At 47.7% G+C, this 13,643-nt stretch carries 11 protein-coding genes; 7 read left to right on the forward strand and 4 right to left on the reverse strand.

All coding sequences use genetic code 11. The features are described 5' to 3' along the window. The first annotated feature begins 169 nt into the window (after nucleotides 1–169). From H5715_RS12110 to trpB, 6 genes are all read left to right on the forward strand, one after another. Nucleotides 170–649: a nuclear transport factor 2 family protein gene (locus tag H5715_RS12110; RefSeq protein WP_075187792.1), complete on the forward strand. Its 480-nt coding sequence runs from the start codon at nucleotides 170–172 to the stop codon at nucleotides 647–649. Nucleotides 650–784: 135 nt separating this feature from the next. Further along, nucleotides 785–1,069 (forward strand): hypothetical protein, encoded by a 285-nt coding sequence (locus tag H5715_RS12115; protein ID WP_075187793.1) that lies wholly within the window; start codon nucleotides 785–787, stop codon nucleotides 1,067–1,069. A gap of 287 nt (nucleotides 1,070–1,356) precedes the next feature. Further along, nucleotides 1,357–2,994: a methyl-accepting chemotaxis protein gene (locus H5715_RS12120; RefSeq protein ID WP_075187794.1), complete on the forward strand. Its 1,638-nt coding sequence runs from the start codon at nucleotides 1,357–1,359 to the stop codon at nucleotides 2,992–2,994. Nucleotides 2,995–3,168: 174 nt separating this feature from the next. Beyond that, a complete protein-coding gene (locus H5715_RS12125) occupies nucleotides 3,169–3,951 on the forward strand; it encodes a putative signal transducing protein (RefSeq protein WP_075187795.1) in 783 nt (260 codons plus the stop codon). A 55-nt stretch (nucleotides 3,952–4,006) separates the two neighbouring features. Continuing rightward, nucleotides 4,007–4,480 (forward strand): LabA-like NYN domain-containing protein, encoded by a 474-nt coding sequence (locus tag H5715_RS12130; RefSeq protein WP_075187796.1) that lies wholly within the window; start codon nucleotides 4,007–4,009, stop codon nucleotides 4,478–4,480. Between the two features lie 141 nt (nucleotides 4,481–4,621). Then, nucleotides 4,622–5,821, forward strand: coding sequence for a tryptophan synthase subunit beta (trpB, locus tag H5715_RS12135; protein WP_075187797.1), 1,200 nt, complete (start codon nucleotides 4,622–4,624; stop codon nucleotides 5,819–5,821). Nucleotides 5,822–6,014: 193 nt separating this feature from the next. Here the strand turns inward: trpB and H5715_RS12140 are convergent, their stop codons facing one another. The 3 genes from H5715_RS12140 to H5715_RS12150 are packed head-to-tail and all read right to left on the reverse strand — an operon-like array spanning nucleotide 6,015 to nucleotide 11,191. Further along, nucleotides 6,015–7,031: a lipid A deacylase LpxR family protein gene (locus H5715_RS12140; protein ID WP_083608237.1), complete on the reverse strand. Its 1,017-nt coding sequence runs from the start codon at nucleotides 7,029–7,031 to the stop codon at nucleotides 6,015–6,017. 3 nt (nucleotides 7,032–7,034) lie between these two features. Then, entirely contained in the window at nucleotides 7,035–10,085 is a 3,051-nt protein-coding gene (locus H5715_RS12145) for an efflux RND transporter permease subunit (RefSeq protein ID WP_075187798.1), read from the reverse strand. A 20-nt stretch (nucleotides 10,086–10,105) separates the two neighbouring features. After that, nucleotides 10,106–11,191, reverse strand: a complete 1,086-nt coding sequence (locus tag H5715_RS12150) for an efflux RND transporter periplasmic adaptor subunit (RefSeq protein WP_075187799.1) — start codon at nucleotides 11,189–11,191, stop codon at nucleotides 10,106–10,108. Nucleotides 11,192–11,319: 128 nt separating this feature from the next. Between H5715_RS12150 and H5715_RS12155 the strand changes: the two genes are divergently transcribed. Continuing rightward, nucleotides 11,320–11,937, forward strand: a complete 618-nt coding sequence (locus tag H5715_RS12155) for a TetR/AcrR family transcriptional regulator (protein ID WP_075187800.1) — start codon at nucleotides 11,320–11,322, stop codon at nucleotides 11,935–11,937. Between the two features lie 45 nt (nucleotides 11,938–11,982). Here H5715_RS12155 and H5715_RS12160 read toward each other — a convergent pair whose 3' ends face one another. After that, nucleotides 11,983–13,581 (reverse strand): isocitrate lyase, encoded by a 1,599-nt coding sequence (locus tag H5715_RS12160; protein WP_075187801.1) that lies wholly within the window; start codon nucleotides 13,579–13,581, stop codon nucleotides 11,983–11,985. Nucleotides 13,582–13,643 lie beyond the last annotated feature (62 nt).

Here is a 13,643-nt window from a genome sequence, read left to right on the forward strand (position 1 = left end):
ACTCGGGGACAATTTTAGCCACGTATTTTATTCGTTAACCTATTTTGCTTAAAGATTGTGTTTTCTTTTTCTTGGGTATTTTGAAGGCGTTCAAACGGTGTAGTATAGACAAACCGGCCAAGGGAATATTAGGTCTCGCTAAAGCCATTTCTATATTAGGGTGACACCTGTGAGCGCAACTGAAAATTCAAGACCACCTTTACCACCTTTTAACTTCAACACTGCAACGCAAAAAGTCCGCATGGCAGAAGATGCGTGGAACTCTCGTGATCCTGAACGCGTATCCCTTGCATACACACCCGGTTGCGCTTGGCGAAACCGATCTGTATTTCTTTCAGGTCGAGAGGCTATTGTTGAGTTTCTCACCCAAAAATGGCGCAATGAAATAGATTACCGCCTTGTTAAGGAGCTTTGGGCGTTTCATCACAATCGTATAGCGGTGCGCTTTGCTTACGAGTGGCGTGACGACTCGGGCAAGTGGTATCGTTCTTACGGCAACGAAAACTGGGAATTTAACGAGAGCGGGCTAATGCAGAAACGAATTGCCAGCATCAATGATTTACCTATTTCAGAGGCGGAAAGAAAATACCTCTGGCCCTTAGGCCGTCGCCCCGATGAACATCTAGGCCTTACCGATCTGGGCCTGTAACGATTTACCCTGCAGAGCGAGGAAGCACCTCAAAATACCTAGCATTATCTCACCGCGGCCCCCCGCGGCATTTAACCTGTAGCTCAATCAAACCGCCCCGCTGCCGAGGCATCAGATCTTTTCCGAGAAATGAACATGAATGTAGATAAGTCCAAAAAAAGAATCGCCAAAAAAGTAAAAATGGGATCCCAGGGATACCCGGAGATGTCCATAGCTTATTTTGGCCATAGCGAAGATCTCGCCAATGAAGTCGTCGTTACATTTGTAGCTGAAGAAGGTGCAGAATCACTAGAGGAGAAATTTGAAAGTAAATCTGATGCAAGGCACGATGAAGTTATTCAATCGGCCATCGTCAAAATGATCGAGAGATCGGGCGCTAAAACAGTTTACCAGCAAGACGGCGTAAAGCTAAAAATATAGCAATGCCATACTTTGGAAAACCTGCAAACAACGCGACTAAATTGTAGCCGCCAAAAAGGCGCGCCATCCAACACGATATTTTCGGCGACACCCTGACGACCCTTGAGCCCCAGAAAACCATAATAAATAAAGGGTAAATATTCCCCGCGGCCACTCTTCTATTTACGTAAACACTCCCGATTTTCACTCTGCACGAAATGACCTTGAAGCGCCTGCAACCAATTACCCGCAAACATTTTGAGCTGAGCTATATTTAGAGAGTACGCCATTCCTAACAGGCCCTTTATATGAACAACTGGTTTAACAATATTGGCTTTTCTTGGAAGCTGCGCATTCCTTTGGCTCTTATCGCGGCTCTAATGCTAGTTATCGTCGCAATCTCTTACATCAACGTTAATCGCATGACCAAAGAGGCGGAGGCGGTGATGGACGGCTATCTACCTGCAACCGAATTTTTACTGGAAGCCGACCGGGATCTTTACCAAGCGCTGTTGGCTGAACGAATGCTGGTGCTAGCGCCCCCGGGCAGTGTTAATCAAGAGCAACTCATTCAGACTATTGAAGAAAACCTAGGGCAGGCGGAAACAAGAGTTGGTAAATATGCTGACATTATGGCCGAACGGGAAATAACCCAGAAAACAGAACAGTTTTTAGAATATTTTCGTGCGCGCCAGTCTACCGTGCGCAACATAATCTCACTAATGGAATCAGACCAGCCGCAAGCGGCTGATCTCAGTATAAATAAAGCGAGCGAAGAATTTGATGCCATGCGCGGTGTTATTGATGAACTCACGGAAGTGACGCATCAATACTCCTCACTTAAGCGCGAACACGCCGAAACTCAAAAAAACGCCGCCGTCTTTCAGCTCTCAGCCCTGTTGATTTTTGGCATTCTTTCCGTTGCTTTTCTGTGGTTTGTACTGCCCCGGTTCGCGCTCATTCGCTTGAATCAGCTTCTCGAGCGAATCACAGATATGGCCGAGGGCGAGGGCGACCTTACCCAGAGACTGCAGGCAAGTAGTAAAGATGAATTTGGCCAAATATCAACAGAATTCAATAAGTTTATAGGTAAATTGCAGGAAAGCATTAAAGGGATTTTAAATACTTCCGGGGAGCTCTCTGAAAGCACTAACATTATCAAGGATGCGAGTGCCCGTACCAGCGATACCCTCGACAATCAGCGCCAGGAAATTAGCATGGCTGCGGCAGCGATAAATGAAATGGGTGCGACGATCGCAGAAGTTGCGCGCAATACGACGGGAGCGGCAGAAAAAGCCAAGCAGGCAGAATCCTGTGCGGGGGAAGGTCAGAGCATAGTCCAGGCCATGGTCTCGGGCATTGAAGGGCTAGCCAACGATATCCAATCTTCGGCGAACGCCATTCAAAACCTGAAAGAAAATACGGTTAATGTTGGAGCCGTACTGGATGTTATTCGCGGCATAGCAGAACAGACCAACCTGCTCGCTCTGAACGCAGCGATTGAGGCAGCTCGTGCCGGCGAGCAAGGGAGAGGGTTTGCGGTGGTTGCCGACGAGGTACGCACCCTAGCGCAGCGTACTCAGGAGTCGACGCAGGAGATTCGAGATGTTATAGAACAACTACAAGTAGGCGCCGACCAGGCAGTCGATCAAATGGGCTCGAGCCAAGAAAAAGTATCTGCCAGCGTCACAACCGCTCTTAAAGCCGGAGCGTCCCTGAACAGCATCACCGAAGCAGTAAAACAAATTGTTGATTTAAATGTGCAGATAGCCGCAGCAGCTGAAGAGCAATCGACAGCAACCGAGGAAATTAACCGTAATATGAATAATATTACCTACCAAACCGACGAGACTGCAGAGAGCGCCAAAACTTCAGCAAGTACAGCAGAGATTATATTCCAGCACACCAACACCCTCAATAGCACGCTTAATCGGTTCAAGGTCTAGCGGTTCACCAGCGCTTTAGCAACGTCACGCCCAAACAGCGACAAAGATTCCCCGTAGTCATCTTACGGGGAATCTCAACCAACCACTGAATATCAAAACAAGACAACCCCCCTATATCCGTATACGCTTTGGCTTTCCTCCCCAATCCCACTGTTGAATAGGGCCATAGTTAAAATGAAGCTAGTATACGAAGCATCAAATTCAATAGAAGCCCATATGATATTAAACTTACTCGAGCAAGCGGGCCTATCGGGCCGCATAGATGGAGAGTTATTGCAGGGGGGCGTGGGTGAGCTGCAAGCCATAGGCTTGGTACGCGTTATGATCGTGGACGAAGACTATACTGCTGCCTGTACTATTATAGAGAATTGGGACAATACCCAAGTTATGGGTGACGAGGAGTCCCCCCCCACGAAAAAATCTTACTCATTTTTTACCTGGCTTATCGGGTTTATCTTAGGGCTAGCCACTTTTTCCATCTATAACAATTCCTCTGTCAGAACAAACGGAATTGACTACGACGGCGATGGATCCATTGATGAAAAATGGACCTATGTTAATGACGTTATTTCCAAGGTTGAACTCGATAGAAATTTAGACGGAAAAGTAGACGGTATAGTCAAATACAATAAAGCGGGAATAATTGATCGCTCCATATTTGACCATAATTTTGACGGCTATTTTGAATCCGAAGAGAGGTTTAAATATGGAAATGTTTCTCAAGCCAACGCTGATTCTACAGGAGATGGATTTAAGGACCATCAAATGAAATTCAAGAGCGGCGTCCTCACAAAAATAGAATTTTTATCCCCAGTAACAAAAAGAGTCGTCAAAGCCCAACATTTCGATCATATTAAAATGACAAGATCTGAAATTGACAATAATGGCGACGGTGTTTTAGAGACTATCCACCTATACGATGAGCGAGAAGAAATAAAAGAAACATTAACCCGGTAACACTGCGATTTAAAATTAAACCTATGTTTAAATCTAACCAAAAAAGTACATTAATATGAAAAACATTAGTCTTTTTGTAGACGTCCAAAACATTTACTACACCACAAAAAGCACCTACAACAGGAACTTTGACTACAACAAGTTTTGGTCACAGGCCACAGCAGACCGGCAAGTTATCAAGGCCTTTGCTTACGCCATTGATCGCGGAGATGAGAAACAGAGGCAATTTCAGAACATATTAAAAGCTATTGGCTTTGAGCTTAGGTTAAAGCCCTATATTCAGCGTTCGGATGGATCTTCAAAAGGGGATTGGGATGTGGGAATTGCCATTGACGTAATGGATTATGCCGCGGATTCCGATCTGATTGTGCTTGTCTCTGGTGACGGCGACTTTGAAATTTTAGTTAAAAAAATACGTTCCAAATACAATATTCCCGTTGAAGTCTACGGCGTTAGGGAACTCACTGCTTCGAGTTTAATCAACGCCGCGTCTAGCTATTATCCCATAGAACAATCCTTACTTTTGTAGTCTTCACATCCCCTCAGCACTTACCGTTTTCAGTGCCGACACCTACCTTGGCGACATGCCCTTTGATGTCGCTCAACACCCTATTTTTCAGTCTTGCTAGTCTGGCTTCCTATATGAAAAACAGCAGAAGAAGGTGCAGTGATGACAAAGTTAAATGCAGATATGCCAGATTCAAAAGGGTACTTCGGAGAATACGGCGGCCAGATAATCCCCCCCGAACTCGTCAAGGTAATGAATGACATTGATGAAGCTTACGAGAAAGTTACCAAAACTGCGGAATTTCAACGCGAACTGCACCAACTTTATACCGACTACGTCGGCCGTCCAAGCCCCATTTATTACGCTAAACGCCTTTCGGAAAAGCTGGGTGGAGCCCGAATTTTTCTGAAACGCGAGGACCTAAACCACACCGGCGCACATAAAATTAATCACTGCATAGGCGAAGCCCTGTTAGCCAAGTTTATGGGTAAAAAGAAAGTCTTGGCAGAAACGGGAGCAGGTCAGCACGGCGTAGCCCTTGCCACAGCTTGTGCCTTAGTCGGAATCGAATGTGAAATCCATATGGGTGAAATCGATATCCAAAAAGAGCATCCCAATGTCGTTAAAATGAAAATTTTGGGCTGTAAGCTCGTTTCAGTAACGCGCGGAACACAGACTCTCAAAGATGCCGTGGATAGCGCCTTTGAAGAGTATTTAAAGGACCCTGTCAATTATTTTTATGCTATTGGTTCAGTGGTTGGCCCCCACCCCTTCCCCAAAATAGTTCGCGATTTTCAAAGTATTGTCGGCAAGGAGGCACGAGAACAGTTTCTGGTAAAAGAAAATAAGCTACCGGATGTGCTTGTTGCCTGCGTAGGTGGAGGCTCAAATGCGATAGGCTTATTTACGGCTTTCCTGGACGACAGCTCGGTGAGAATGATAGGCGTTGAGCCCGGAGGTAAAGGCTTGGATACCGATCAACACGCCGCGACCTTAACACTCGGAAGCAAGGGAGCTCTACACGGCTTTGAGTGTTACAACCTACAGGATAGCGATGGAAATCCCCTGCCGGTGTACTCTATTGCCTCAGGGCTCGACTACCCGGGCGTAGGACCACAACATTGCCACTTAAAAGATATTAAGCGCGTGGAATATACAAGCATCGATGATAGTGAATGCATGGATGCCTTTATGCAGCTATCTCGTCTGGAGGGGCTGATCCCTGCGTTGGAAAGCGCTCATGCCGTCGCCCACGCCATGAAAATAGCCAAAACAATGTCTCCCGAAGAAACGATATTAATTAACCTTTCCGGACGCGGCGATAAAGATGCCGATTTTGTTGCGAACTATTTATCGCTATAGTGCGTGACTAAATCACCGCAAGCCTACTGCACTGCACCTTATGCATTACACAGTGCACACTAAACGCTGAAGGAGCCTACTTGGCTCGTTCAGCGTTGGCTAAGAAAAAAGTTCGGCACCATCGCGACTCAATTTTAGCGATACAGTAGCAGATATAAAGTACCTGCCAATGCCGATACAAACAATAGGCGCACTAATCAATTCGATAGGTAATACTTATCGCACCAAATTTACCGATTCCGGGTTGTGCACGGTACGCTCGAGAACTAAAAGCACCCGTGTAGCTAACCGCCCAACGCCCCAGATTAGTTGACGCACCGAAGGAAATTTGCGCCTGCTCGTGCCGCAGTGCAACACCGTGACTCTGCTGGTATGTATTCCCTTCAATAAGCAGGTTATTAAATTCGTAGCGAACATCCATATTCACGAACAGGTGCCAATGTTTTCCAGCCATACCGGCCGTAGGATTCACTTCGCGACCAGGGAGGTTCATGGCTGGCGGAAATGACCCGTTAAGCTCCCTGCCAAATCGCCAGGAAATAGTATAGCCCAGATCACTGTGTAAATTCCCGATACCGCCATGCGCGATACCCGACACATCCATACCCAAACCATCGCCAAAACTGTCTTCCCAAAATCGTTTTGAGCGAGAGGCTTCCACGCGAAGAACTGGTTCATCTTTTAATTGATGGCGCCAACCCATGGGCTCATCGTTACCAATTAGCCTATGCACGATTTTTTGAGTTTGCTCGGTTCCCGTTGCCGGGCCAACCATACCGACGATGATACCCAGGCGATCACTTAACCTTTTATCCAGCGCATAAACATTAATCCGACCCAGAATCAGGCCCGCATAAGGCTGTTGATCTTTTAATAGCGCTTCTGTTTTTATATCTTCTGGCGTACTCATAACCTGCGCAAACTGGTAGCTAATACCGCGGGATTTAACGCTGCTCCGATTTAGGTAACTATCACCGATAAGACTGTATAGAAGGCCCGGAATATTGCTTTCGCTAAACGGGCCATTTATTCCTTTACCGAAGGAAAAGGCAAAACCGTTGGTGTATCCACCGTCTTCCTGAAAAAACACATCGTTTTCCACGAGGAAACTAACAAAACGTATATTGTCGTCGGCACTAAATGTTTTTGGGGAGAGAAGGAAAACAAAAAAGGCGCTGTAGAAACACAGCGCCCGTATTAAAGGAATCATCACTTATTCTTTTACACCGTACAAAAGTGCAAACAATACCGGAACACCAATAAGTGTAAGAATAGTCGCAAAACCCAGGCCCGCCATAATAGTTACCGCCATCGGCTGGAAGAACACATCGGTTAGCAGCGGGATCATGCCTAGAATGGTGGTGACGGCCGCCATGGTCACAGGGCGCAAACGACTTACCGCAGCGTGGCTAATAGCATCGTGCCAGTTTTCACCCTCCTCTTCGTTTTGCCTTTTTATTTCTTCCACCAGCACAATACCATTTTTAATTTGCATACCAATTAAGCTCAACACGGCAAGCAGGGCGGTAAAACTGAAGGGCGAATCTGTTACAAGCAACCCAAAAGATACTCCAACGATTACCAACGGCACCGTTAACCAGATCACCAGGGTTTGTTTCACTGAGTTAAACATAAGCACGTTAATAATAATCATGACCAGCACACCCAGGGGCAGGAAGGCAAATACCGCTTTGTTCGCCATCTGCTGCGCTTCGTATTCACCACCCCATTCAAGCTCGTAACCTTCCGGTAACTCCAACGCTTCGATTGGCCCACGGATAGCCGCGTGCAAATCTGCGGCGCTGGTCATTGCATCCGGGTCAGCCAAAACCGCCAGCGTTCGCTTGCGATCTCGCCGCTTGATAATTGGATCGTCCCAGATAACCTCGACCGACTGCACAAACTGGCCAATATTCACATAGCTGTTGCTCAGGGGACTGTGTATCTGAATTTGCTCCAGCTGGGCGATGCCCTCCCGCTCGTGTATGGGAGGCCGCACAAGCACGGGTAAAATATCGGAGCCATTTCGGATCACGCCAATAGGCTGCCCGTTGACACTGTATTTAATCGCATTATTTAAATCGGCCTGACCAATCCCCAAACGGCGAGCAGCGGCGGAATCAAACACCGGCTGCAGAACTTTCGCGCGTTCGCGCCAATCCTGCCGAACATTGATGGTGTTCGGATTTTCCTTTAGCAGAGCAATAACCTGCTGCCCAAGTGCTCGCAGCTCCTGTGGATCTGGCCCTATCAGCCGCGCTTCAATTTTGGCCGCTGTTGCGGGGCCAACACTGGGGCGGGTGTAGCGCACAAACGCCTGGGGGTTATTCTGCCGAATATACTCCTCGATTTTTTCCCGCAAGGCAGGGACCAATTCAAACGACTTGGCCTCCACCAATAACTGTCCAAAACTGGGATAGGCCTTTTCCGGTGCATAGGTGAGCATAAATCGCTCTGCCCCCCTACCAATGCTTGCGGTGACCTGCTTGACCTCCTCCTGCTGCAGAATGTATTGATCCAACTGTTCCAGTTCGGCTTCGGTTTGATGGATGCTCGTGCCCTCTGGCAACCAGTAATCCACCTGCAGCAAGGGCAGTGAGCTGTCGGGGAAAAACGCCTGCCGCACATTGCCGAAAGCCAGTACCGCCAATACTAATAGAGCGACCAACCCCAGCCCCGCCAAACCGCGATAATGCAAACAAAAATGTAATACAGCACGATACGTTCCGTAAAAAACACCCCGATAGGGATCGCGTATTTCCTCTCCCTTAGCAGCTGTGTCATTGTCGCTAAACAGCAAATAGCAGAAGAAAGGGGTAAGAGTTACGGCCAGTACCCAACTGATCATCAACGAAATACACAATACCCAGAAAAGGCTTCCCGTAAACTCACCGGAGGCATCTGGAGATAGACCAATAGGCGCAAAGGCCGTAACAGCAATAACCGTGGCCCCCAATAAGGGTAACTGATTGTGGGAGACAATTTTAATGGCCGCCGTCATACGCGATGCACCACGCTGAATGCTGATCATGATGCCTTCCACCACCACAATGGCATTGTCCACCAACATACCCAAAGCAATAATCAACGCTCCGAGGGATATGCGGTGCAAATCGATATCGAACATTCGCATAACGATAAATGTGCCGGAAATGGACAGCAGTAGAATCGCGCTCATAATCACGCCTGGTCGCCACCCCATGGTAAACATTAACACCACAATCACGATCACAACCGCCTGCACCAAACCTTCTACAAACGAGGAAACCGAGGTCTCAACCTGCGCGGGCTGGTTGTAGATTGCCGTAACATCCATACCCAGCGGCCGACGGGACTCTAGCTGGAGCAAACGCTCGTCCAAGAGCTTACCCACCTCCACCACATTCACCCCTGAGGCAAAAGAAACGCCCAGCGCCAAAGCTTGATGTCCGTTAAAACGATAGATATGAGAAGCCGGATCCTGATAGCCCTTGGATATATTGGCGACATCTCCCAGGTAAACCAGCTTTCCTTCGGCACTGCCCAGCAACAAACCGGCTAGGCTACTCTCAACCCCATTGCCCAGTGCTTTGGGTTCGATACGCAGGTATTCCGACCCAATTTGAAGGTGTCCCGCATCGGCGACAATACTGCGGCTCTGTAATAGCTGTTGAATGGTCGATAAAGAAAAACCAGACGCCGACAACTTGGCTTTGTCGACCTCAATAAAGACCTGCTCATTGAGGCGACCGCTGACAATCACCTTGCCAACACCTTCCACCAGGACCAATTCGCGGCGCAGGTAATCCGTATAGTCGGCAATTTCTTCGTAGCTGAAGCCCTCACCGGTCACGGCGTAAAAGCTACCATAAACATCGGAAAAATCGTCATTGATTATGGGCGCGCTCACGCCAGGCGGCAGCTGTGCCTCCATATCGCGGATCTTGCGTCGCATTTCATCCCAAATCTGTGCAAGATCATCTTTGCGATAGTAACTTTTCATTTCCACTTCCACCTGCGAAAGACCCGCAGTGGATACAGAAACGATATCGTCCACATAGGGCAATTGCTGGATGGCATTTTCGATCGGCAAGGTAACCTCTTCTTCCACCTCCAGCGCAGACGCTCCAGGGTAGCGGGTTACAATCACGGCCTGCTTAATGGTGAAGGCCGGATCTTCCAAACGACCCAAGTCCAAAAAAGACAAGATACCGCCGCCAATCAGTAAAACCACAACCATCCAAGAAATGGTTGGCCGGGTAATAGTATATTCAGTTAGTTTCATGTTTATTCCCCGAGCTTGATTTACAGACCGCGTTCTTTAATGATGGGCTTTACCTGCAAGCCTTCGCTCAAGTAGCTAACACCCGCGGCAACAACGGTATCACCAGCAACCAAGCCCTCCTCAATTATGAGATAGCCCTGCTCTACGCCAGCGACAGCTACTAGGGCTTGATGTACACGCATATCCTCATCCAGCTTCCATACCATGGATTGATCGGTGCGCTGAAAAACCGCTTCCACCGGCACCAACACAGCCTCAGAAGGACCGCTGCTAAGATAGGGGCCAAGATCCAGCTCCACCGATACCGCCATCCCTGGCAGCACAGGAAATTCGGCAATCGACGGCAACTGATAAACAATGCTGTAGGAGCGGGTAAGGCGATCAGGATTGGAATCATATTCCTTAAAACAGGCGGTATAGGCTTTTATAGGGTAGGCGACAAAGCGCACGCTGGAGCAGATTTGTGTGGGATCTACCGACTTATCGAGCTGCCCCAAAAGGCTTTCGGGAATGCTAAAGCGAACATCCATCGTTCCCTCACTACGAAACTGCATAACCACTATATTCGCGCCTATCGTTTGATAATTCTCGACCTGTAAATGGGCAACCACACCATCAAAAGGAGCCTTTAGCTGCGTGTGTTGAAGATTGTCTTTGGCTATTGCCAACGCAGCCTCTGCAGCCTTTAATTGGGCTTCTGCGGCATCAAACTCCGAAGGGCTGATAAACTGCTTTGACAAAAGCTTTTCCATTTTTTTGAACTGCGACTGAGCCAGCTGAAAATGCGCCTGCCTATCGGCCAATTGATTGCGGTACTCCGCTTCATCCAACGCAGCCAGTAGCGCACCTTTTTTGTAAGCTTTCCCCGGAACCGCCAGCAACTCATTCAACTGCCCGCCCACCCGAAACGCCAGATCCGACTTGCTCGACGCTTCCGTAGTACCAGGAAACTGACGCAATACATCAGCACTAAAGGGTAGCGCCGCCACCAATTTTGCCGGGCGCACGAGCTCAACCGCAGTAGCCTTAGAGCCCATATCTTCCCCGCAAGCGGAGAGAAACACTATCGACATCAATATAAGGGGTACAAACAGACGAGCTTTCATATAAAACCTTTTATTACAGGATTGGATTGCTTGGAGAGAAATTTGACACAAACATTTACATACATTCACGAATGTACGTATACTATAGTCAGTAGGTTACGAACGCAAGCAACAGGTCTTATAAAACCATGCGAAAAACGAAAGAAGAAGCCGAGAAAACATACAATGCACTGCTGGACTCCGCCGCCGCACTGTTCATATTGAAAGGCGTGACAAATACAACCCTTAACGATATAGCGAAGAATGCGGGGTTGACGCGCGGCGCGGTTTACTGGCATTTCCCCAATAAAGATTGGGTTGTTATGGCGCTATGGGATAGGGGGGCGCTACACGTACACCAAGACATGGTAACCAAGCTGAAAGAGCTGCAAAGGGAACCAAAACTGGAAAAGTTTGTAAAGCAAATGCACAACATGTTTGGGCTCGTTAACGAGGATCCCAGTTTCACGCAGGCAATTAAAATCACGATGAATTGTGTTGAAATCACGGAGGAGTCATCGGAGCTGCAGGATTACCTTAATCAGAACAAAAACAACCTTTACGGCGCAATCAAAACAGCGATAACGAGCTTACATGCCGCTGGAGAACTTACGCAGTCCTACACTGCCGATCTAATCACCAATAGTTTGTGGGTCTTACTGATTGGACTGGTTAACATTGAGCTGGACATTCATCGCCCGAATGAATTCACAGCAACACGGGATACGGAATTGTTTGATTTGTGGTTGAAGGGTTTTATTGCGTAAAAAGAACGCGCAGCAAAAGCTGCGCGCTTACATCTCCGAGGGCTTTTACGAAAATTGATTCATAGTATTCAGCTCACCCGAGGCCTTTAACGCCTGAGAACCTGAAAAATATTCCTTATGATCGTCGCCAATATTTGAGCCAGACATGTCCTGATGCTTTACACAGGCCAGACTTTCGCGAATTTCCTTGCGCTGAACATTTTTCACATAGGCCAGCATGCCTTGCTCACCAAAGTATTCCCGCGCCAAACTGTCGGTTGAAACCGCAGCCGTGTGGTACGTTGGCAGCGTAATCAAGTGATGGAAAATTCCCGCCTGAGTGGCAGCATCCTTTTGGAATGCGCGAATTCGCTCATCCGCCGCTTGCGCCAATTCAGAGCTGTCGTATTGGGCGCTCATTAAATTGTCACGCTGATACTCCGATACATCCCGCCCTTCCTCCTGCCAGTTATCAAAAACCTGCTGGCGGAAGCTCAAGGTCCAATTAAAGGACGGGCTATTGTTATACACCAACTTGGCGTTGGGAATAACTTTGCGAATACGTTTGACCATTCCGGAAATCTGGCCAACGTGCGGTTTTTCAGTTTCTATCCACAAAAGATCTGCGCCGTGCTGAAGCGATGTAATACAATCCAGTACGACACGATCTTCTCCGGTATTTGGTTTAAAGCGAACCAATCCATTGGCCATACGCTTAACTTTAATATGCCTTTCACGCTGAGAAATAACCAGATCACCGGTCTTTAAACTGTCTAGAGAAGTAATTTCATCGCCGTCAATAAACTCATTGTACTGCTGTGCAAGGTCACCATCATTTTGGCAGACTGGAATTTTCTGCGTTAAGCCAGCACCCAAAGAATCCGTGCGCGCAACAATAACACCGTCATCTACGCCCAACTCTAGAAATGCGTAACGCACTGCATTAATTTTGGCCAAGAAATCCTCATGGGGAACCGTTACCTTGCCATCTTGATGACCACACTGTTTTGCATCGGACACTTGGTTTTCAATTTGAATACAACAGGCCCCTGCTTCAATCATTTTTTTCGCCAGCAGGTACGTCGCTTCTTCATTGCCAAAGCCCGCATCAATATCGGCAATAATGGGTACGACATGCGTTTCAAAATTGTCGATACACTTCTGAAGGTATTTTGATTTAACTGTATCACCCGATTTTTTTGCGTCGTCCATATCTTTAAACAAATGGCGAAGCTCTCGTGAATCGGCCTGCTTCAAGAATGTATACAATTCCTCGATCAGCTCGGGAACAGTCGTTTTCTCATGCATGGACTGATCGGGTAGAGGGCCGAACTCTGAGCGCATAGCTGCGACCATCCAACCCGACAAATATAGATAACGGCCTTTGGTCGTGCCAAAATGCTTTTTAATGGAGATCATTTTTTGCTGGCCGATAAAGCCATGCCAGCAGCCCAACGATTGTGTGTACTGCTCCGGGTTTTTGTCGTAGGCCGCCATATCTTCACGCATAATAGTGGCGGTATAACGGGCGATATCCAATCCGGTTTCAAAGCGATTTTGCAAGCGCATTCGGGCTACATATTCCGGGTTAATGGTCTCCCAGGAACGCCCGTGTGAAGAGATGGTCTTGGAAGCATGTTTTGATTCTACCGTGTATTTATTCATATAAACCTCAGACTTTTCTGAAAAATTTGCGCAGAGAGCCCTAAACCATTCCCGCGTTAGCG

The sequence above is a fragment of the Teredinibacter haidensis genome (genome assembly GCF_014211975.1).
GTDB lineage: Bacteria > Pseudomonadota > Gammaproteobacteria > Pseudomonadales > Cellvibrionaceae > Teredinibacter > Teredinibacter haidensis.